The following is a 22982-nucleotide window of genomic DNA, read 5'->3' on the forward strand; positions in this document are numbered from 1 at the left end:
ATCTATAAACATTATCGTTCACGTTCCTCCGCGTGAAGGCGTCGTAAATGGTCTGAATTGGATAATATCTTTAATTTCAAATTCTTCGGGTAATTCGGGTGTTTTTCCAAGAAAGCATTCACCATAGAATACGCGTTCTTGCTGGTATGCCCGGAGAGTCCCGCACTCAACCATGCCGACGGGAAAAATATATCGCCTGTTTCTTGAACTTCTTTCAATTTATCCAGCATTCGCGGAATGTATTCTTCTGCCTCCATTCTCCGGCGGGGATGATTCAACCAACGCAAACTCTCCTCCACCCAAACCTCGTTCACCCGGTTTTCATTCTTCAGCAAAGCACTGAACACACTGTCCCGCACTTGTTTGTTACCGGAAACCGAGGGCAACACGTAAGCGAAATGATTCAACAAATCCTTATTCTTTATCGCCCCGTTAATATGTTCCTCCATTCCCCCGTAAAGATTGGAATCCCGCAACACGAGATTAAACGCTATCTTGATTTTATCGTCATCACTGACCGTCAAACCTGCCAACTCCCTCTCACCGTTTAATACCTCTTTAAAAAACTCCCCGATCTTGGGTGAGGAATAAAGCGTCAGCAAAGTATTGAAATAGGATTTTTTATTCCCCGCGTCATTATCAATCATGTTCACGCAGAAACGCTCCAATTCCTCCTGCAACAACTGCCTTCCCCCCTCATCCAGATAAGTCGAATAAACAGTCCTCAAGAAACTTAAGGTTCGATTCACTACCAGATTATTCTTTTCATGAGGCAAATGTTTCATACAAAGTTTCACGAAGAACTCTCCTTTCACCTTCTTGTTCAACACGCCCTCGTACAACAACTGCCAAGCGACAGCACGATAAAGCGGATTTCCTATCTGGTTCAACTCTTTAGAGAGAAATTGTACACTGTACTCCGTCGGCAGGAAACAACCGTATCCCGACACGTCGCAATCCGGCAATATCACGCCCGGGTTCCTGAAAGGAGTCAACGTATCCTTCAACACCCGCGCTTGACGATACAGCCGCCCTCCGGCACTCATCCAATAAATCGAAATCGCTTGCGGCCAAACCCGTTTTTTGCCACTTTCATCTATCATGGCAATAGCATCCTTGCCAAACTCAATCACGGGAGCACCGCTCTCCTTTATCCAGATTTCATTCCACGTTTCCAGATCACGTCCCGTTGAACTCGCCAACAGATGAATCAAATCATCCCAATCCGCGTTGGAATACGACCAGCGACGCAAGTACTTCCGTAAACCCATTTGCAGCTGATACTCGGAAATCTCCCGCTCCAGCATACGCATCACGATAGGAGCCTTGTGATAAATAATATCCCCGTATAATGTGCCTGCATCCTTCAAGTTATTCAATTCCTGCAAGATCGGATGTGTCCCTCTCGTGCGGTCTGTCCGTAATGCCGGTTCATAATGATTCAAGAAAAAGTTCAACTGATGATTCACCTCCGGGTACAACTGTGCGATAATCTTGTCTGCCATGAATCCGGCAAACACCTCTTTGAGCCACACATCGTTAAACCACTTCATCGTGACGTAATCACCGAACCACATGTGTGCCGTCTCATGCGCGATCAATTCACTCCGTTTCATCTGTGCCGTCAAATCCGCGTCCCGGTCAAGGAAAAGAGTCGATGACTTGTAAAAAGTCGCTCCCGGATGTTCCATACCCCCGTACTGGAAAGCCGGAATCGCCACCACGTTATACACCTCGAACGGGTACCGGATTCCCGTGTAGCGTTCCATCCATTCCAGCGAATGGCTCACTTGCCGGGCAATCTCCGGGATACTGGCATTGATTTTCGCCGTATCCGTTTCCCGGTGATAAATCCCGATCCAACGGTTATCCATAAATCGTTCCGTGTACGAGAACCGCCCTACCGAGAATGCAAATAAATACGTACTCAAAGGTTTCGTCTCCCCGAACTCGTAAAGTTTATAATCATTGAAATATTCCACCCGAATACGTTCCCCGTTCGCTATTGCCTGCCACCCGGCGGGAATTTTAAGCGTCAACTTGAAACGCGCTTTTATATCCGGCTGGTCGAAACAAGGCATTAATGTCCGGCAACGATCCGGCACCAGCAAGGTGTACATCAAATCCTCGCTTCTATTCAGCGAAGACTCTCCCGCTATAAACTGGATATTCAACTCGTTCCGTCCCTCTTTCAAATGTTCCGGCTGAATAATGATATGTTCGTTCTTGAACGTGTAAGGAACCCTCTTTCCCCCGGAAGTAACAGCCAGAATTTTATCTTCCGTTTCCTTGAAATCAAGAACAATCGGGGTTAATTCCGACAACTCGAAGAAGATTTCCGACTCTGCCATGATAGGCTCCTCTCTCTCCTTGGGAATAGAGAAATATAACCGGTAAGATACGCCTCCGATATTGGATTTACGTTCTTTCGCCAGTTCAAGGGAAACACCCTTGTCTACCTTTTCCTGTGCCTTTTCACAAGCAACCAGCGATAGCAGTATAGACACTACTACGGATACACGACACACCACGTTATTAATTATTTCTGTTTTACATCACGTTGGATATGGCATTCACCATTAAATACAGCACCCGACTCGATAGCGATATAAGCCGCTTTAATCGTTCCCGTGAACACGGATTTTGCTCTCAATGAAACCGAACCGTCCGACACGATACTCCCCTCCATCGTACCCAGAATATCCACGCTCGGGGAAGTCACTTCGCCCTCTACCCTCGCCGTCTGCCCGATAATCAGACGTCCCGTCGTGTTTATTTTTCCTTTGATAGTACCGTCGACACGTATATCATTCGATGCATGAAGATCTCCGGTAATCTGAGTCCCTTCACTTAATAGGTTTAACGCAACTTGTTGTTGTACTTCTTTTCCCATGATCTTGCATTTACTTTATTTTCTTACCAGACGTAACCATTTCATATCATATATTTCCCCCTCGATCCGCAACTTTCCAGCCTCCACTTTCCCCCGCAAAACCGCATTCTCTCCTATTATCAAAGAATGAGTATCCACGTCTCCTTCAACTACTCCCTCCGCGTATAACTCCCGGCAAAGCACGTTGCCCGTCACGAGCGCTCCTTTTCTCACTTCCACTCGTCCCCCCGCTGTAATATTACCCAAAATTTTACCGAATAAGCATAAATCCCCGGGCAGACTCATATCTCCCCCCACCACGGAATCTTCCAAAACAACCGTTTGTCTTTTCCCTTGACAGTCCGGATTCACACTTTTTTCCATCTTAGTTGAGTAATAAACGACCAAATATACAACAAGTAATTTAAAATCGAAAATATTTTTTTCAGTCTACAAGGGCAAAAAAGTATAAAGTCCATAAAGTCAGAAAAAAATCTCGACCTTATGGACCTTATCTTATTGCCTTCCGGCAACTTCTAGTTTTTAGCCTTCGTGTATCCCCACTTCAAATAAATCGCTCCCCACGTGAACCCGGCACCGAAAGCGGCTAGAATTAAATTATCTCCTTTTTTCAACTGGTCTTCCCACTCGTACAGGCACAACGGGATTGTCGCAGATGTCGTGTTACCGTATTTATGGATATTTACCATCACCTTGGAAGCATCCAATCCCATTCTCTCGCCGGTAGCCTTGATAATTCGCAGATTTGCCTGATGCGGCACCAACCAAGCAACATCTTCAGACGTGAGATTATTGCGTTGCATGATCTCGACAGAAACGTCCGCCATATTCGATACGGCATGCTTGAACACGGGTTGCCCCTCCTGATAAATATAATGTTCTCTTGCCGTCACGGTTTCAATGGATGGCGGCTTCAAAGAACCACCCGCTTTCATGTGCAGGTGAACCCGCCCCATACCGTCGGAACGAAGAATATGATCGATCACCCCCACGTCCTCGTGTGTCGGTTCAAGCAGTATCGCGGCGGCGGCATCACCGAAAATCGGACAAGTCGCCCGATCCGTGTAGTCCGTGATTGCCGACATCTTCTCGGCTCCCACGACAACGACTTTTTTATAACGCCCGCTTTCCACGTACTGCGTGGCAGTCGTCAAACCATATAGAAATCCGGAACACCCGGCATTCAAATCAAAACTAAACGCGTTCTTGATTCCCACCATATCGGAAATCACATTCCCGTTTGCCGGGAAATGCATATCTGCCGTTACCGTGCAGCAGATCAAGAGGTCGACTTCTTCCGGTTTCAACCCTGTTTTACGAAACAGATCCTCTACCGCTTTGGCTCCGAGGTAAGCACTGCCTTTATCCGTATCCCGTAATATACGCCGCTCTTTGATCCCGATACGTGTCATGATCCACTCGTCCGTGGTATCCACCATCCGGCTCAACTCCTCGTTGTCTAAAATGTAATCGGGATAAAACGCTCCTACCCCGGTGATTACCGCTCTTGGCCTTTCCATAAAAATATCTTTTCAAAATTAAACAGAGAACCGCCACCTATAAACAATCATAGCCCCCTTTTTACAGGGGGCTCTGTATTATTCAAGGCAATTCCCGTCATTGCACAAACATTATGCAACGACAGCTTTCTCGATAGCTAATTTACCCCTGTAATACCCGCACTCAGGGCATACAGTATGATACTGTACCGCAGCACCACAATTTGAACACTTTGCTATTGCAGGAACAGTTGCCTTATCGTGAGTTCTTCTCTTATTCCTTCTCTGTTTGGAGACCCGGTGTTTAGGATGTGCCATTTCTCTCTAGTTTTATTTAGTTATTATTAATTAATTTCTTCAATTCATCCCAACGGGGATCAATCTCATCACTCTCTTCCACTGTCATATCCTCAAGCACTCGCTCCATCTCCTCGTTGCATTCGCCCTCGGGATGAACCACTCGAATAGGATAATTCAGCATATATATTTCGTATAGCGGCTCACTCAAATCCAGATAATCCTCATCTTGCGCCAAGATAATAAAATCATCATCATTCCCCTCTTCCCTTCCCCCGTACGTCGCGTACAAGTTCAGTTCTCCGCTAATTGATAAATCCATCTCTTCCAAGCAGCGATCGCAAATAGCTTTCACCACCCCGTCGATCTTCATCCGAACCTCCATCAGCAAGGATGATTTCACGATCTCCACTCTCGCGTTTACTTTCCCTTTCGTCCCTTTTGTCACGTCAAAACAATCGAAAAAATTGTCATCCATGACAAACTCGAAAGAGTGAACGCCCTCCCCTAAGCCCCTGTAGGCTATCTTATATTCTTTCAATCTGTCCACGATTCTTCAAGTAAAACGGCGCAAATGTACAAAAAAAAATAATACGTTACACCATATACTATGTTTTTTCTCGGGAAAAACGCTTAGTCTTTTGAGTCAAAAGTTTATAAAATTTAAATATTCCTGTTAACTGACTCTGGAAAAGAATATATTTACTTGGCTCGTCATATATAAAATCATTTACTGTAAACCTGCCCATATCCAGCATATTGAATTTATTCTCATCTAAGAGCCTGTTTAAATTTTCTGTATTAATAATTTTATATCGGCAATTTTTACCATATCGAATGTAAGTTCATAATTTCGGGATAGTCTTCTATCGTGATCAAACCACACGAATGTTCTTTCCACGATCCATCTTTTGTGTATAGGTCTGAATCCTTGTTGCTTGTATGCACTAATGACGATCTAGGATACCCAATATTTACACCCCCTAACGAAATTTAAACAGGCTCTTAATTAGCTTAATTTTTATCCCAAATCTTACAATCCCTTTGATAAAAACACCTCCGCCTTCACCTCATACACCTTCCCCTCCACATCCCGAACCGTCACAGTCTTCACCCCACGCTCATGGAGCAATTCGTCAATATTGGGAGTATCCAATGTCACTTTCTCCAGCGGTTTGCCATCCAAAGCAACTACCGTCCATTGCGGAGCCAATTTCTTTCTTGCCTCTTTTCCCCACACGGCAGCAATCTTCAATTCCCCATTATCAGCCCCCGTCATCACGGGACGACGATCTCCTTCCCACACCCCAGCATCTGCGTAAGGTTCAAAATGATAACGCCCGTTAGGATAGTCAAGAACGAATTTGCCCAAATCCGTCGTCTGAAAACAAAGCAACAAATACCCTATTCCCCCGGTAATAATCGGCACCTTCTCGAAAACAGCATCTCCCAAATGAAGACCCGTCATCCGTCCCCGGTAAAGCTTATCGGTCTTCACCATACCGCCCACCATCGTTCCTATAAAACCGTTCCCTTCCTCCACGTCGCCAATAATCCCAGCTTGCGTCCATTGTTCAAACCCTTCTACAGAAGGTAATCCAATAGCACCCGTTCCATTTCCCGTGTCGAACAATGCCGGTACATCATGAACCCCGCCTTTCCCCCTTACCTTGATAGAAAGTAATGGTACATTATTCCAAAGCCTCAATGTATCCCAACGAGAAGCAGAAGCATCCGCCTGATCTGAAAAAGTGATTATCTTCGCACGAGAGTCAACAGTCACCACGTAATCATTGATAATATTCGCTCCAATCGTTCCGTCTACACCCAAATGTTGAAAAACAAGATTATGCACACTCATTACTACCGCCTGTTTATTCTTCACCGCCAATTCTCCTAACAATAATTCTGGAATTTCAGCCATAACAACTTGCCCGTCAATTCCCTGCATGGAATTACCTGTCTGTTGATAAGCCAACTTCTCTGCATTTACCAATTTATCGGATACGCAAGTAATTCCAGCACACGTGTCAAACAGGAAGTAATACGTATGCCCGTTGATCACCACCTTCACCACCGGAACTCCTTGACGGAACTCGTAATTCAACGTTACGCCACGCTCCAACCGAATATTATTTCCGGAAGCCACTGCCGTCGCGGGCATTCCTCCTTGCGCCGGGGTTTGTATTCTAGCCATCTCTTTCAGTAAATTGACATACTTTTCCATCTCCTCCTGCGCCTTCTTCACTTCACCGGAATCAGCATAACAATCCACGAAAAGCAATTTCCTTTCGTCCAACGCCTTCTCCACGGTCTTCTTCCACGAACGGGCAGATTCAAACAAAATCCCTTTTGATTGACTTCCTCCATTTTCTTGCTGTGCCTGAATTCCAGCAGAAAGCAAAATACCAACTAACAATACAAATAATGATTTCATGATTCTATTTTTTAATTTGTCATTATGATAGAAATAACTATGGATATAATCGCTTTATAAGGCTATATTCTGCCCACGGGGTATAAACGGCATAATCATACTTTCTAAAATTAGCAGCTAAAAAGTCAAGTTCAGCTTTAATACTAACAGTATTCCCCTGCAATGTATTATTAATCGCATTGATATACCTTTCTTTCTCTTCCTGAGTATAAATTACAGGATTATTCAGATCATATTTCAAATACAATAACACTTGTTCTGCTCCTAAATCCGCGTATCGATGAGCATACTGTATCATTGCAACATCCAACAAAAAAGTCACTTCGAATTCAAAGTTTTTTTCATATTGTGCTTGCATATAACTTTCACCGAACAACAAATACTGCCAATGGTGCATCAATTCATGAATCAATGTGGCCAATTCAGTACCTTGTATCCCTCCTATTACACCAACCTGTAAATCCCTAAATATAATTGTTTTCGTCCCTTGATCATAACGAGCCCAAAGCCTAGGATCAGCTTGCAATTTCGAATCTTTTTCATCAAGCTTTATAAAAGCCTTACTTTCTCTCTTCCCTCCAACAGTTTGGTATATTTCATACATGATCCGTCGATAACAAGGATTATTTAAAAGAAAGGATTCAAGTTCTTTTGCTAATAACCGAATTTTGTCCTCTCGAAAACTTAAAGTCCCTCTAAATAAATCTTGTAACTGATTCATGGTAAGACAATATCGATCTGGAGCATCCCAAATATAATCACAAACCACTATATCGCCATCGTCCATGTTCGCCATCATAGTACCAATTTCATTTTCTTGTAAACAACCGGAAAAACTTATTACAAACAAAATAACAGAAATAAATAATATTAATTTCTTCATATCTTATTTCCTTCTTTTCTCCAACGTATCAAAATGTTTCAACACTTTAGCCCACGATTTTGGATTGTACTCTTGACATTCCTTTGCCCATCGTAAATCAGAATTAGGACATAGCACTAACACGTATGTTGCTGCCGGCGCAAATTCTTTTGCCTCCACACCTTCATGCGGCAAACGATAAATACCTTCAATCATGCGGCAATATTTCACAATCCCACTGCAAATTACTTTCAATTGCTCCTCGGTTACAGACTCGTATAAATCCAAATTACGAAAAGCAAAATCAACTTGAACTATTCTCCCGCCTCTATCAAAACAAACCATGATTTCGAATTCACGATTAACAAATATGTAACTAGCCTCTCTATCTTCATCTCCTTTTTTGCAAGAAAGATCTAATTTACGTTTCACCTCTTCAGGTATAATTCGAGTACATAACCATGCCTCCCATGCTTCAGAAGTATGAGTTTTAGGATTATTCTTGGGGTCTCTATCTTTATAGTAATTTTCATCATCTCCATCTTTCATATCCCAATAAGCTGACGGACTGAGCTCCCCCGCTTGCTTTCCGAAATAGGATAAATTAAAATTATAAGGAAGTTCTTCCCTCACGATAGTCACACTATCACTTTGACCATTTTCAAATTTAAATCTTACCGTATGGTAATTCCTCGTGTATCGTTGTCCGTAAAGTTGAACAATCGTACAAGCGCACGTCAATAATAGAATCCATTTTTTCATCATATCTATTTTTAATCGGTAAAAAAGCCCTCCAGGGGGCTGGGCGGTTAACCCGGCCTCCCAAAAGAGGGTTGTATAACAAAGATCTATGAAGTTCGTTTAATTGCCTTCGATCACCATGAAAGAAGATAATACAACAGTATAGAAATCCACGTAAGCATAAGAGGCGTTATATCCTTTCTTATGGAATTTATCGGCAACCGTTACGCGAATCTTTTGTGCCGTTTTCACGCTATGAGATTTATCCAAATAGATAATCGTGGTCTCACCCTTACCAGTGCCGACCGTCACGCTCCTGCTAAATGCCGCCGACTCCCAAGCTCCGGAGCCTGTTTCAAACTCAATATCCAACACATCGGGAGTTTGTACATCAGCCGGGGGTGTCATGGCCTGACCGACTTTGAAGCCAAGAATACGCTTGCTCTCCTTCATATCAATCTCGATAATATGTTTTCGGAGAATCTCACTCGCTTGGGGACTCCAGTATGCGTCACTTTCCTGCAACAAATTCGCCAAACCGGAATTATATCCCATGGCATCCATCGGGTTGACCGTGATATCCCATCCCACTGTGTTCAATAATGAAAATTCCGGCAACTCGGCCACCTGATTCTTTGCGGTGAAGAAATCAGGAACCGTGTTGAAATAATGGTTCCCGTAATGATAAATCTTCACGCCCAATTCACCGGCAATAACCTCCAAAGCAGCCACACTCTCCTCTTGATTTGTCAACACGGACTTCACCACATTTTCCGTTCCGGCAGCCAGCAAACGATTGCGTCCCAAGTGAAGCTCCTTCAAGTTCGGGAAATGCAACACGTCGACCAACGACAATTGATCGTAGTCGATATCCAACACCTCCACATCATTGATATCGCTTTGCTTAATCTCTCCTATCAAATCCAAACGACTTCTCACCTCGGCAGCAAAAGCCGCATCAAACATCGGTGTCTCGAAATACAACGGCACGGGTTGCAGCTCCAACTCCATGTTATCGATAGAAGCGATTCTCCCCTTACGATAGACGTTAATCGGCTTCGTGAAATCGACATTCTCTCCGATCATTGCGTACACCTTCCCGTCCGGCAAATTATTCACTTTTTCCACTGTCCAGAATTTTTCCGTGGCATTCCCTTTCTCGAAATACCCCACCTGGAAAGAAATCAAATTATCCGCCCAAGGCTCAAACAATACAAACAATTTCTTGCCTGCCACTTGATACGCCTTTCTCACCACTTGCGAGAACAGCGTCAATTCTTCCGAAGCATACGTGAAAGGACGCACGTACACCGGATCTCCGATCGACTTGCCGATAACCTCACCGTCTTTTTGCTCGATAGCTTTCACGCTACACGCGTACTCGTAGTTTTTCAAACCCGTAATCATGAAGTCCCTCGCGTCTTTATCGATCACCTGGGAATAGGTCGTCGAATCATCCGTCCATTCCACCAAGATCGCCGTCCGCCCCGGGTCTAGTTTCAACTCCCAAGTCAACAACACGCTCAACCATTTTGGCTCTCCTTGCAGGTCATAAATCTTGGTCAGGTACTGCACCGGTCCATCACCGGTATAATCTGAATAGGTATCCTCCAAATCCTCGCAAGCCGGCAACAATCCAAGTACGGCCACAAACACCCATACATATTTCAAAAAACTTGTTCTCATACCTCTCGTTATTTTTGACCGTAAACCTCCAATTCTTGGACAGTCACGTTATTGTTATTATTATGGTTATACGAATAATTCTTGTTTACATCCAAGAATGTCTCGTTAAACTGTATCTTGAAGAAACGGCACTCCCGCTCTTCAAAAGGGAACGGTATAGACAAATACACCGGCTTGCGCACCTCGACATCTGCTTTAGTTCCTTGCCATGGTAACGGATTCAAAAGTGCTTCATTGTACCACCGATCGACATTTTCAGCCGTCTGTTCCTGTTTGAAGCGACCTACCTCTTCCCAATCCTCTGCCGTTCCTGGATTCGTATCCTTATTATAATCACCTTCTCCTACCCAAGCAAAGACCTGCATATCGCAAGGCAATTTAGTATAATAATCATTATCGAAATCTTTATTTGCTGCATACCCATCAACATATTTCATATAAAACCGCATCTCTCCGACAATCATCGGTTTCTGCAAATCCAACACGAAATAGACATCATTGTCCGGACGCCATAAAGCATTAGGACCTGCCAAGAACGCAAATGGCGGAGTAGCTTTCCCCGATTTATAATATTCCGCCCCCGTCGTTCCTTTTGTATCGCCATCGAAAAGATAAGCCTTACCCAACGCACCCGGATTATAGTTATTTGATGAATTATACTCCATTTCTTTCGACTTATTGAACGGATCGATTAACTCGAAATCTTTACTCGGAATCAACAAGCGATCCACGCCTTCCACTCCGTTCCATACTTGTTTTCGGACAATCCGCTGCCGATCATCCTCTGTAGTAATCACCACAGTATAAGCATCCTGTAATTGCGAATCATCAATGGAATAAGCCTTCACGTTACGTCCCTCTTCCAACAGGAAGTTTTCCAAAAAGAGCGTATCCTGCACTTTCGTCGTCGGATTAATTCCCACGAAAAATACGGACGCCGATCCTTCCGTTCTTCCCTTTAAATCATAGATCACCTGGAAGCCATTCCAGTAAGAATTCACCTTCACTACATCAAAAAAAGTATAAAGATTGGAAGCCCGAGTATTAAACGCAAAGTGTAACACGTCGGATTCCTTTTCATTTTTATCCAGGAATGAAACCCGAACCGGCACATCCTCGTGTACCTGGTTGAATCCATTCAACACGATGGAATCCACGGCATAATCCGCGGTTTTATACACTTTCAACCCGTACTCGTCCGTGTATTCCACTTTCACTTTATTCACCCGCCGGTCAGTCAGTTTGTAGTGCATCACGGCACCACCCTCCACCGGGGTAAAAGAAAACATATCCTCGCTGATGGTCGTACCGAATGCTCCCTCCTTATCATCGGAACAAGCAACCCAGCAAAAACACCCTAAAAGGAGTAGACATACAAATATCTTTTTCATATTCAGTCAATTTTAGTCATTACCATCCCGGATTTTGCACGATACCGGAAATCATCACTTCTTCACTCTTGATAGGGAACAGGTAATCCCGTGCCGGGATAAACTGCGCCTGATCCCACACCACCATCGGACCTTGCCCGTTATTATAAAAGGCTTGCCAATTCTTTCCAAGTACATTCCAGCCCATCGGTTTGTCGTTCCAGCCTTCAGTAATTGCAGTTCCCCAACGACGTACATCCCAGAAACGATGTCCCTCGAACATCAACTCGATTGTCCGTTCGCGTTGGATAATACTCCGTAATCCCGCCTGCTCGTTAAATTTATTCGCATTCACGCCATATCTTCCCCAGCTATCCTGCACGGTCGGGATACCTGCCCGCTCGCGCACGGCATTCAAACGATCGAAAATCTGATCCCGATGCGCTCCATTCGGACCTTCATACTCGTTCCAGGCTTCTGCCACTGCCAAATAAAGCTCTGCCAATCGCATCGTCACGGAAACATTCACGGCGAAAGACATGATATCTTGCGAGTAAGTTTTCAAATTAAAATCACTACGCGTACCTTTCTTCACGAAATAGCCGGTAATATTTTGCGCGTAATTGGGATAAAGCCGATCTTGCTTTAATCCGAACAAACCGCCTTGATAAGAATCCACGATCAAATTATAGTTCACGGACTTCCCAAGCTGCCAGTACAGCCCAGGAGCAGCAATCATTGCGTAAAAACGAGGTTCTCGCTTCAAGTGCAATGCCAACACATCCGTTCCCATCGGCACCACGCTCGTGTACATGACATCCCGCTCTTGCGCCATACCGTAGCCATCTCCATACGTCCACGTCCGATCCTCCTCGATGGGCAATCCGTTCGCCGTGTAGAATTTCCGTACCATCCGGATATTCGTACCGATACTACCATCTAACACGGAACTATAGTGTGGATCCGTAGTTTTAGTTCCCAATTGCGGCAGAATTCTCTGGAATAGATCCGAGAATCCACTCACCATCATCACCGCCTCCGTGGAATTTTGGAAATTCGGTGCCCACAGCGAACACTCCAAATCCCGCATGGTATTCAACAATGGGGTGGATTTCTCTTGGGTACCGGCAATCAATTTATAACCGTGTCCCTCCAAAAACTGGATAGTTTCATCCAAATATTCAGCCGCCACGCGCCACTTCTCTTTATCCTCCACGGGGAAAAGTAACTCGCCATTCTTATTCTTCAGATCTTTGTACACACTTATGCCCCCGTTAAACAACGGAGAAGCGGCATAGAGCAATACGCGGCATTTCAAACCCATCGCTCCCTCTTTCGAGAAAAACATTCGACGAGTGGCATCTTTTTCGGCAAATACCTGCAAATAAGGGATTGCCTCATCCAACAACTGATTGATCGCTTTAAAACAACTATCCAGCGGACTTCTCGGTTGACGTTGTTCCTCCATCGGGGCATACACGTCGATGTTCTGAGGCACCAACACGATTGGACCATAGCGTTTAACCAACTCAAAATAGTAAAAAGCTTTCAACGCTTTGATCTCTGCCGTCCAAGTTTCCAGCTCGCCTTCATTCAGATTATAGACATCACCGATATGCTTCAAGAAAGTATTGCAATACCGAATATAATAATAGACACCATTATAGGTCCACATATCATTAATCGGTGCTAAAGCCGTCTGCAAGCCATCGGCGATCAAGAAAGAGGTCATTCCGCGATTCTCCCGCGCATAACGGTTGGAAATGTATTCGTCCGCACCACAAAAAGCCGGATTCGTGGTCGTATACACTTGCAAAGGAACAAATCCCTGGTTTGCATCAATCATCCATTGTTCCGCTCCGGTGCGTGTCTCAAATATTTTGGGAATCGTCAGAATATCATCCTCGGGAACTAAATTGAGGTACTCGTTACACCCCGTCCATAACCAGGCGGAACAAATCAAAATGAATATACTTTTAAATTTCATATACATGATTTTTAGAAACTAAAATTAACACCTACTGAATATGTCCTTTGGATCGGATAATTAAATCCGTTGCTTCCCAATTCCACATCCCATAAATCAAAATCACTGATCAAAAACGGATTGTTCACCCGGATATAAGGTTTGATCCGTTGCATACCGAGCTTCTCTGCCCATTGGATCGGCAAATTCCAAGCCAACTCTAACGACTGGCAACGCAAAAATTTCACCTCCCGCATAAAATAAGTGGAAGCGCGCAAAGTTTCTTGACCCAACAAAGCCTCCTCCATATTGTGAGCCGTGATACTCTTGGTAGACAAACGCGGCCACAGGGGTCTGCTTTTCATATTCTCGGGAGTCCAGTGGTCTTTCCAAATAGCACTCAACAAGGCACGGTCGCCCACGAACGGCGTAACGGCACTCGGGTTGATAAAGAGTGAACGTTGACCTGCTCCCTGGAATGCGAAATTAAATTCCACGCGCTTGTAGCTGATCGTTCCATTGAAACCGTATACCAAACGAGGCTCCGTGGGAAATCCGATATGTACAGCGTCATCAATGCTGATCTTGCCGTCGCCATTCACGTCACGATAGCGAATATCTCCCGGCATCACGTCACCCGATTGTTTCGGCGAACGGTCGATCTCCTCCTGACTCTGAAACAATCCTTCTGCCACGTAACCCACCACTTGCGAAATATCATGCCCCACTTTTCCTTGCCAAGACGGTTTGTCGGCAGCCTCTTCGATGGATTTGTACACCGATTTGTTGTAGGTGGCAGTCCCGTTCAAGATAAACCACAAATCATTGGAAAATGCATGTTGTACTTTAACAGCCAAATCGAAACCGCGAGAACGCACCTTGCCCACGTTATCATACGGGTATAGCCCCAATCCCATGCTGGCGGGCACAATCGTGCGTTGAGCCAAAATATTATGACGGATCTCCTCGTATACATCCAATGTAAAATCGAGCAACCCTTTCCACAAAGTCATCTCCAAACCAAAGTTGGTCATTTCTGCAATCTCCCACTGAATCGTCGGGTTGGCATAAGAATGAACCAGATAATGGTCCTGGGAATCCTGTCCCATGTTTTCCAAATAAATGTATCTGCCGGTATTGCCATAAGCGGAAGACCCGGTACCGATGCCGTCATTACCCACTTTCCCGTAAGAAGCACGAATCTTCATAAAAGTTAACCAGTTGTTAAAACGTTGCATAAACGGCTCTTTCGAAATCACGTAAGAGATCCCGGCCGCGGGAAAAAAACCGAAACGATTATGTTCCGCGAAACGTTCGGAACCATTGTACCCGAAACTACCCTCCAAATAGAAACGTTCCTTGAAACCGTATGAAAGACGCATGGAAAGTCCCATATTCCGGTTCTTGATGGCAGAAAACAAATCCCGTCCTGCAGAAGAGGTCACCTGCGACATATTCACCAGTCCCGTGTAACTGACCGTATGATCGCCCCAGAACTGGTTGTAATACACCCGGAACTCTCCGGTCAACTGCGTTTCTCCCTCTGCTACTTTAGAGTTAGGATCCACTTTCAGCGTCTTATCTCCCTCTGCCAATTGTTCCAACACATGTTTACCCGTTTGGTGATTATAGTCAGCCAACCGATATTTATAAAGTTCCGTCAGAAACGGCGTACTGTAATAAGCCTGCTTGTATAGCGACACGTTGGTTCGGATTTCCAAACCTCTTAAGAACGCAGATAAGTTCTGAATATATTCCACCCGATTGGAGGTAGCGAAACGACTCCGTTCCACGTATCCCTGTTGAATGGAAGCATAAGGGTTCTGGGAAGTTATCGTTTCATAACCGAAACGAAGGTGCGGAAATTTATAGGTATCATCCGCCGGATAGACCGCCGCGTAATCCACCGGACTCGCGTTAAACGCCATACCATAAGCGGTAGTCACGTTAGCCAAAGGACCATGATAACTGTCCAACGAAGAGGTGGAGGTCAATAACAATTTCGCAGTGGGAGTCATATCAATATTCAAATTGATACGCAAAGAGGTAGTATTATTCCGAATATTAACATTAAACGAATTCAACTTATCCGTTTTCAACATACCTTCATCGAAATTGTGACTGACGGAGGCATAATACTGCATAATCTTGGTTCCGCCTCGCACGCTCAATCCCAAGTGATGATTGAAAGACATATCCTTAAACAACAATTTATACCAATCGTTGGCAGGGTATACCCAAGAGGGAAAACGGTCGCTGCCCGTGTTAGCAATCCGTTCTGCCGTGTATTTCGGTTGTGCCAACGGGTCGCGTGTCTGTAACGCCTCGTTATAAGCCTTCATGTAGGTGATCGGATCTACCACGTCGATTTTCCGCGTCGGTTGTGAAGCAATTGCCTCGTAGCGGAAAGAAGTGTACACCGAACCCTCGACTCCCTTTTTCGTCGACACGAGAATCACACCGTTTGCCCCACGAGCTCCATACATGGCGGTAGCCGAAGCATCTTTCAACACGCTGAATGAATCAATATCCTCCGGGTCAATACGCGACAAGTCCAACACGCTAACCTCTACCCCGTCCAACAAAATCAAGGGAGCCGTGTTCGCGTTGTTACCGAAAGACGTGATACCGCGCACCGTGAACTGCGTGTTCATTTCGGCCTCGGTCAAGGCTCCCGGTTTACCACCCTTCAAATAACCGATCATACCTGGAATACGTCCCACGAAACTGGCAGTAAGGTCGCTATTAGAAGATTTCAACGAACTGACATTTACCACAGAAATAGAACCGGTCACGGACTCGCGTTTTTGTTCCCCGTATGCGACCACTGTAACCTCTTCCAACGCCTCTTCCGTGGGCTTTAGTGATACATTCAACTCATCTTTCCCTTCTATCGGTACCGTTTGGTCTTTGTACCCGATAAACGAGAACTTCAACACGTCGTCTGCCCGTACCAAAATATCATATTTCCCGTCTTTATCAGTAGCCACTCCCCGTGAGGTCTGATTGATAACGACACTTACCCCCGGCATGGGATTTCCCTTCTCGTCCGTCACGCGTCCCTTGACCGTGATAATGTTCCGTACCTCAGGTTCTTTGGTTTTCGGTTTTTTCTTGACAACGATCACTTTACCCTCGATCGAATAATCATAACCATGAGCCACGAGCACCTTTCCCAGCACCTCGTCCAGCGTCGCATTCGTGAAAGTCTCCGTGATTTTCACCTCATTGGATATATCATTTTGCTTGTAAACAAAAGTATATCCCGTCTTTGCTTTCAAATCCTCAAGTACTTCCAAGATGGTATTATTGCGGTACTTGACAGTTATTCTCTGTTGCCGCAAAGTATCATCCTGCGCATACACGGAGGCACACGACAACAGAGTCAAAATAAAATTAACCAAAACGATCTTACTCCATTTTCGAATTTCCACCCGAAAAATGGTGTGACTAGATTTTTTTTTCATACATTTGTTTTTGAATTAATAAGATATCGTCTGCCACCAACAGACGTTACACACCGTAAGCGGGAGAATTCCTTGAATTCTCTCTCTTTTTTTACTTTAACTTTTGAACTTCTATTTTTCCATCGGCATTTATTTTAAATTTCACATCTGCCACTTTACTCAACACGGCAAGAAACACCTCCAGCGTCTCGTCACTCGAAATACTTCCCTGCAGTATAATGTCTTCCCCGGGCAAAGATTCCGTCACGAAATCCACGTCGTAAGCACGCGAAACGACTTTCAGGATTTCGCTCAACGCCATATTCTCGATACTGATCATTCCGTCTTTCCACGACACCACGTCACTCACTTTCACCTGGCATACACGCAAGCTATCGACACCAACGCCCAGGACAGACTGCTCCCCCGGGGAAAGTACCACCGCCTCCGCCCCGTGGACAGGAATCACTTTCACCTTCCCGGAGGCAAGCGTCGTCAACTCCGGCTCTGACGGATAGGCAGACACGTTAAACTTCGTCCCCAGCACCGTCACCAACTGGCGCACGGTTTCCACGACAAACGGTCGCACCGTATCCCGTGTCACGTCAAAAAACGCCTCTCCCGTGACACGCACCCTCCGTTCCCCCTTCGCGAACTTTTCCGGGTATTCCAGCCTGCTGTCCGAATTCAGCCACACCACGCTACCGTCATTAAGCGAGATCCGGTACAACCCAGCTCCCCGGGGAATCGTGATCTTGTTATAAACAAGCACATCTTCTTTTTCTTCCTCCGCGTACTCCTCCAATTTTTTATCGTACACGACCTTACCGTTGCTGATCGCCACTTGTGCTCCATCCCGCTCCTCAAACTTGATCCCACTGCCCCCCAAGTAATGTTGTCCGCCATCAGCCATCTCCAGTATCGCCTTACGAGCGGGCGGACCGATATAAGCCATCGTTCTACTCTCGTCAACGGAAGAAGCATCCCGCCATAACACGACCGAAGAAATAACCGCAACAACCACCGCGGCTGCCGCCACCCCGTACCACAACTTGAATGTCCGACGCCTCCTCCCCCCGATACGCCCGCGTATCGAAGAATAGTCCCCCTTGATCAACCGTGCACGCACAACCTCCCGCATAACGAGATTCTGCTTTCGCACCGTATCAAACAACTTACGGTTCTCGTCACAGGCTTCTTTCCATTCCAGAATCTCCCTTTCTTCCCCGGTAGAAAGTTTGCCATTAAAGAAGTCCAATAACTCGGATTCGGTAATTTGAGATTTTCTTTCCATTCTATCATATCAATTTCTTGCCCCATAGACCGGAAAAATGATAAAACGGTTGATTCAAATCAGGAAAAAAATCGGGGAAAATTAGAAAAAACTTTTCGAAGTCGTTTTAAAGCATTTACCAACAATGTTTTAACTGTTGCTATAGAAATAACAAATTTTTCAGCCGTCTCCCGGTAACTCAACCCGTCAATATACACCGCCCTCAAAACCTCTCTCATGCGCGGGGGTAACTTCTCGATCTCTGCCTCTACCGCCTGCAAAATCTCCTCCGTGAGCCAATCCGTATCACTCTCGTCCACCAACACGGGCAACACTCCACCTGCTTCCCGCAAGACATCCCGCTTCTCCAGTAACTTCAACGCCCGATTCCTCACTGCCGCGAAAAGGTATCCCCGGATACTACCCGACGTGATCCTCTCGTAAGCCCGCTTCTCCCAGAAATCCACGAGAAAATCCTGCACCACGTCCTCCGCCGCCGGAATATCACTCAAAAACGTGTCTGCCCACAGCACCAACGGTCGATAATAGTATTCGAACAAGATCTCCATTCCCCGGTGATCATGTTCTCCCAAAAAACGACATATCAACTTATCATCAACCTGCATAAATTCAAAAGCTCACACGCGTGTATAAATTATTGACTTCTCAAAGTTACACAAAAGCTTCTAATTTTATACTGGCATAACAAAAAAATACAAAAGAATATCTTCCGAATCACTTGTACCCCATCTCAAAATAGTAAAACATTTCCAAGGAAAACAATAAGAAAACCTACCTGAATTCATGTGAAATCCCGTATCACTTCCGGTTCAATTCCGTGTAAAACGCTATTAGTTCCCTATTAAAACGCTATTAAAACCCTATACTATAATAGCGTTTTAATAGCTTACTAAAAGGGTACAAATAATGTTTCAAGTACTACTGCACCGGAATTGATACGGGATTCATCTTGAATTCAGGTAGGTTTTCACCTTATTTACGGTACTTCTCCTCCCCTTCCTCGAACATGCTCGTGTAACTGAAATAACGGCTTTCGCTGATTTCCCCGTCCTCCACTGCCTGAATAACAGCGCATCCCGGCTCATGAATATGAGTACAATTGTAGAAACGGCAATCTTTTGCCCGCTTGAATATCTCCGGGAAATAGTGTGATATCTCCGCTTTCTCCATGTGTATCAGCCCGAACGCCCGGATGCCGGGAGTATCCACGATATACCCCCCGAAACTCAACGGGAACATCTCCGCGAAGGTGGTCGTGTGCTTGCCCGTGTCGTGGGACTCGGAGATTTCGGCAACTTTCAATTGCAAACCCGGCTCCACCCGGTTGATCAAAGAAGATTTCCCCACGCCCGACAAACCGGAAAACACGGTCACTTTATCTTTCAACGCCGCCACGACATCCTCTATCCCTTCCCCTGTCAATGAAGACACATGCAAACACTCGTACCCGATCTCCATATATATTTGTGTCAGAGCACCCAGCAGCATCAGATCATCCTCGTCATACAAGTCGATCTTGTTGAAAACGAGTATGGCGGGAATCCGGTATGCCTCCACGGAAGCTAAAAAACGATCGATAAAAACCGTTGAGGTCACGGGATGATTCACCGTTACGACCAGCATCGCCTGATCGACATTCGCGGCTATGATATGCGCTTCTTTCGAGAGATTCGTCGATTTTCGAATAATATAATTTTTCCGTTCCTCTATCCGGTGAATCACCGCGCCATCGGGATTTATCTCTACTTCCACAACATCACCGACCGCCACGGGATTCGTGGTCTTAATCCCTTTCATCCTGAATTTTCCCTTTATCCGGCATTCCAAGACTTCACCCGATTCCATCCGTACCGCGTACCAGCTACCGGTAGATTTTACGACAATTCCTCTCATTGTTCTTTGATTTACAATTCATGCTTCATATCCGACCTTGTTCCATAATAAACACTGTCGAAACACGTTAAGCGGGTACAAATATAGCGTTTCGCGTTTGCAAAGACAATCTATTTCGTTAATTTCGCGATACACGAATTTTGATAGATTATGAAATTAGTTTTCGCGACCAACAACACGCACAAGTTGGGAGAAATCAAGGAAATGTTGGACGGTCGGCATGAGATCGTTTCCCTGAAAGACATCGGATGCCACGAGGATATCCCCGAGGAGCAAGATACACTGGAGGGGAATGCCCTGCAAAAAGCGAGGTATATACACGAGAAGTTCGGCTACGATTGTTTCGCGGATGATACCGGACTGGAAATAGAAGCACTTGATAACGCCCCGGGTGTCTATTCCGCCCGTTACGCCGGAACTGCCCACGACTCGGAGGCGAACATGCAAAAGGTGCTTCGGGAGATGGAGGGTGTCAGTAATCGTAAAGCACGGTTCAGAACGGTGATCGCCCTTATCCTCGGTGATCGGGAGTATCTTTTCGAGGGTATCGTGAACGGGGAGATTCTCACGGGGAAACACGGGCACGAGGGTTTCGGTTACGACCCGATATTCCGCCCCGACGGTTACGCGGAAAGTTTCGCGGAGATGCCCCTGCACGCTAAAAACGAGATCAGCCACCGGGGGCGAGCCGTACGGAAACTGTACGAGTTTCTAAATGCCCGGTAACCCGCTTCCATGCAGACGATCAAAGGCATCATATTGAAAAGTCTACCCTATTCCGAGCAGCAGCAAATCATGCACGTGTACTCGGCAGAACGGGGGTACATGCAATTTATCACCCCCATGACGCTTTATAAACGGAAGAACAACCACGCCGTGCAATGTATGCAGATCGTCGAACTCGAATATTATCCCAATGAACGAGGGGGGCTTCACAAGTTAAAATCCGTGTCTTCACTGGTGAACACGTCATCTATTTATTTCGACGTGTACAAGATGAATATCGCCTTGTTATGGGGGGAGCTTCTGGACTTGGTACTACGACATTCTGACCCGAACGAGAACATGTACGAGTATATCAGGTACTCCGTGGAATATCTCAACACGAGCCGGGAGGATATCGCGAACTTCAACTTGCTGTTCCTGTTCCGGCTTAGCAAGCTCATGGGATTCGGCATTGACGACAGCACCTATCACTCGGATTATGTTTTTAACATTAACGACGGGTGTTTCTATCCCGCGGGCGCTCCCGAGAATTATTGCACGGGACCGCGTTCCGCCCGAATCATACACCAACTCTGTTCCTGCCCGATGGAATCGCTCAAAGACATCCCTCTCAATCAACAAAGCCGGAAAATCCTTCTCGATATCGCCCTGCTCTTTCTCGGTTTTCATTTAAACGTGGACTTCAACACGAAAAGCATCCGGGTAATCCGGGAAATATTCTCTTAGGCAAGTTTTAAAATCAAGACATATTTTTACCCGAAATAGCGCAAACAGGGCATAAGGAGAGGTTTTTGTTAATGTTTTGTTAAAAAAATAAACCTTTTTAAGCGAAACAGGTCTTATATGGACAATCAGTTTTCACATTTTATTAACATACATTCCTACTTATTATGCATAGATTTATACCAACCTAAAATACCAATGTTATGCGTATCAAAATTGTAAATCTAAACAAAGTTTACCCGGGAGGTAAAAAAGCCTTAAAAGACTTGAATCTTGAAATCGAACCGGGAATGTTTGGTCTGTTGGGACCGAATGGAGCAGGAAAAACCACCTTGATGCGAATCATGACTCTCTTGCAGAGCTGCACATCCGGAACGATCTACTTCGATGACTATGACATCGCGAAAGACAGGAAGGCTATTCGCTCCATGTTGGGCTACCTGCCGCAGGACTTCCGCTTTTTCGAGAAGTTGAAAACGTGGGAATTCCTTGATTACGGGGCAGGTCTTGCCGGAATCAAGGGCAAACAGCACCGGGGCGAAGTGGTAGACGAGATGCTGCGTAAAGTTGGATTATTTGAAGTCCGTGACCGCTGGGCAAATAAATTATCCGGTGGTATGAAAAGAAGGTTGGGTATAGCACAAGCCATTATCGGCAATCCTAAAGTAATCATTGTCGACGAGCCGACGACAGGACTCGACCCGGAAGAAAGAATCCGGTTCCGCAATATCCTGTCGGACATCAGTGACAAAGATTCCATCATCATCCTTTCCACCCATATCGTGGGAGATATTTCCAGTACCTGTAAGAAGCTGGCTCTCCTGAACCGGGGCGAATTGAAATTCGAAGGCTCTCCGGATGAAATGGTCAATCTGGCAAGAGGGAAAGTATGGGAGATTTTCGTGACCGATCAGGAATACGAGGAGATCAAGGAAAAATACCCGATTATCTCGACAATTCCTACAGACGGGGGACTCGAGATTCAAGTCGTGGCGGAGAACATCGAGGAATACTCGCATAAAGCCATTGAACCGAATCTGGAACATGCCTACGTTTATTACATGGACTACTTGCTGAAAGACAAAATGAACATGCAGGTGGAAGCCATTCAAGAAAACGAATTGTTCAAGTAAACCTATACTAAAATCA

At 45.3% G+C, this 22982-nt stretch carries 19 protein-coding genes and 1 pseudogene; 3 read left to right on the forward strand and 17 right to left on the reverse strand.

The window, feature by feature from the left end:
* Positions 1 to 11 precede the first annotated feature (11 nt).
* The 17 genes and pseudogenes from H8S64_RS02180 to rsgA all read right to left on the reverse strand — a co-directional run bounded on the left by H8S64_RS02180 (position 12) and on the right by rsgA (position 20384).
* Positions 12 to 2531, reverse strand: coding sequence for a M1 family metallopeptidase (locus H8S64_RS02180; protein ID WP_222621125.1), 2520 nt, complete (start codon positions 2529 to 2531; stop codon positions 12 to 14).
* Between the two features lie 8 nt (positions 2532 to 2539).
* Entirely contained in the window at positions 2540 to 2893 is a 354-nt protein-coding gene (locus tag H8S64_RS02185; RefSeq protein WP_186974772.1) for a bactofilin family protein, read from the reverse strand.
* A gap of 15 nt (positions 2894 to 2908) precedes the next feature.
* Positions 2909 to 3256, reverse strand: a complete 348-nt coding sequence (locus H8S64_RS02190) for a bactofilin family protein (RefSeq protein ID WP_186974773.1) — start codon at positions 3254 to 3256, stop codon at positions 2909 to 2911.
* Positions 3257 to 3408: 152 nt separating this feature from the next.
* On the reverse strand, positions 3409 to 4413 hold the full coding sequence (locus H8S64_RS02195; RefSeq protein WP_186974774.1) for a beta-ketoacyl-ACP synthase III: 1005 nt from the start codon (positions 4411 to 4413) through the stop codon (positions 3409 to 3411).
* A gap of 111 nt (positions 4414 to 4524) precedes the next feature.
* The gene (rpmF, locus tag H8S64_RS02200; protein ID WP_099291185.1) at positions 4525 to 4710 is read right to left on the reverse strand and encodes a 50S ribosomal protein L32; all 186 of its coding nucleotides are present in this window, start codon (positions 4708 to 4710) and stop codon (positions 4525 to 4527) included.
* 16 nt (positions 4711 to 4726) lie between these two features.
* Positions 4727 to 5239 carry a YceD family protein gene (locus H8S64_RS02205; protein WP_227216834.1) on the reverse strand — a complete coding sequence of 171 codons (513 nt, stop codon included), beginning with the start codon at positions 5237 to 5239 and terminating at the stop codon, positions 4727 to 4729.
* Positions 5240 to 5476: 237 nt separating this feature from the next.
* Positions 5477 to 5629, reverse strand: a pseudogene (locus H8S64_RS22880) (IS5 family transposase); the annotation flags it as partial.
* Between the two features lie 93 nt (positions 5630 to 5722).
* Positions 5723 to 7126 (reverse strand): retropepsin-like aspartic protease, encoded by a 1404-nt coding sequence (locus H8S64_RS02215; RefSeq protein WP_099291187.1) that lies wholly within the window; start codon positions 7124 to 7126, stop codon positions 5723 to 5725.
* A gap of 37 nt (positions 7127 to 7163) precedes the next feature.
* Positions 7164 to 8009 carry a hypothetical protein gene (locus H8S64_RS02220; RefSeq protein ID WP_099291188.1) on the reverse strand — a complete coding sequence of 282 codons (846 nt, stop codon included), beginning with the start codon at positions 8007 to 8009 and terminating at the stop codon, positions 7164 to 7166.
* 3 nt (positions 8010 to 8012) lie between these two features.
* Positions 8013 to 8750 carry a hypothetical protein gene (locus H8S64_RS02225; RefSeq protein WP_099291189.1) on the reverse strand — a complete coding sequence of 246 codons (738 nt, stop codon included), beginning with the start codon at positions 8748 to 8750 and terminating at the stop codon, positions 8013 to 8015.
* A 99-nt stretch (positions 8751 to 8849) separates the two neighbouring features.
* Positions 8850 to 10415 (reverse strand): DUF4998 domain-containing protein, encoded by a 1566-nt coding sequence (locus tag H8S64_RS02230; RefSeq protein ID WP_186974775.1) that lies wholly within the window; start codon positions 10413 to 10415, stop codon positions 8850 to 8852.
* Between the two features lie 8 nt (positions 10416 to 10423).
* Positions 10424 to 11806: a DUF4959 domain-containing protein gene (locus H8S64_RS02235; RefSeq protein ID WP_255469390.1), complete on the reverse strand. Its 1383-nt coding sequence runs from the start codon at positions 11804 to 11806 to the stop codon at positions 10424 to 10426.
* 19 nt (positions 11807 to 11825) lie between these two features.
* Positions 11826 to 13772 carry a RagB/SusD family nutrient uptake outer membrane protein gene (locus H8S64_RS02240; RefSeq protein ID WP_099291851.1) on the reverse strand — a complete coding sequence of 649 codons (1947 nt, stop codon included), beginning with the start codon at positions 13770 to 13772 and terminating at the stop codon, positions 11826 to 11828.
* A gap of 11 nt (positions 13773 to 13783) precedes the next feature.
* Positions 13784 to 17218, reverse strand: a complete 3435-nt coding sequence (locus H8S64_RS02245) for a TonB-dependent receptor (RefSeq protein ID WP_099291191.1) — start codon at positions 17216 to 17218, stop codon at positions 13784 to 13786.
* A 91-nt stretch (positions 17219 to 17309) separates the two neighbouring features.
* Entirely contained in the window at positions 17310 to 18491 is a 1182-nt protein-coding gene (locus H8S64_RS02250) for a FecR family protein (RefSeq protein ID WP_099291192.1), read from the reverse strand.
* A gap of 59 nt (positions 18492 to 18550) precedes the next feature.
* A complete protein-coding gene (locus tag H8S64_RS02255; protein ID WP_186974776.1) occupies positions 18551 to 19096 on the reverse strand; it encodes an RNA polymerase sigma factor in 546 nt (181 codons plus the stop codon).
* A 367-nt stretch (positions 19097 to 19463) separates the two neighbouring features.
* Entirely contained in the window at positions 19464 to 20384 is a 921-nt protein-coding gene (rsgA, locus tag H8S64_RS02260) for a ribosome small subunit-dependent GTPase A (protein WP_099291194.1), read from the reverse strand.
* Positions 20385 to 20534: 150 nt separating this feature from the next.
* On the opposite strand from rsgA, the gene H8S64_RS02265 reads away from it, so the two are divergent.
* The 3 genes from H8S64_RS02265 to H8S64_RS02275 all read left to right on the forward strand — a co-directional run bounded on the left by H8S64_RS02265 (position 20535) and on the right by H8S64_RS02275 (position 22966).
* A complete protein-coding gene (locus H8S64_RS02265) occupies positions 20535 to 21110 on the forward strand; it encodes a non-canonical purine NTP diphosphatase (RefSeq protein WP_186974777.1) in 576 nt (191 codons plus the stop codon).
* A gap of 9 nt (positions 21111 to 21119) precedes the next feature.
* Complete coding sequence (gene recO, locus H8S64_RS02270) at positions 21120 to 21836, forward strand: DNA repair protein RecO (RefSeq protein ID WP_186974778.1); 717 nt, start codon at positions 21120 to 21122, stop codon at positions 21834 to 21836.
* Between the two features lie 200 nt (positions 21837 to 22036).
* Positions 22037 to 22966, forward strand: a complete 930-nt coding sequence (locus H8S64_RS02275; RefSeq protein ID WP_099291197.1) for an ABC transporter ATP-binding protein — start codon at positions 22037 to 22039, stop codon at positions 22964 to 22966.
* Positions 22967 to 22982 lie beyond the last annotated feature (16 nt).

This window comes from Butyricimonas hominis (genome assembly GCF_014287455.1).
Classification (GTDB): domain Bacteria; phylum Bacteroidota; class Bacteroidia; order Bacteroidales; family Marinifilaceae; genus Butyricimonas; species Butyricimonas muris.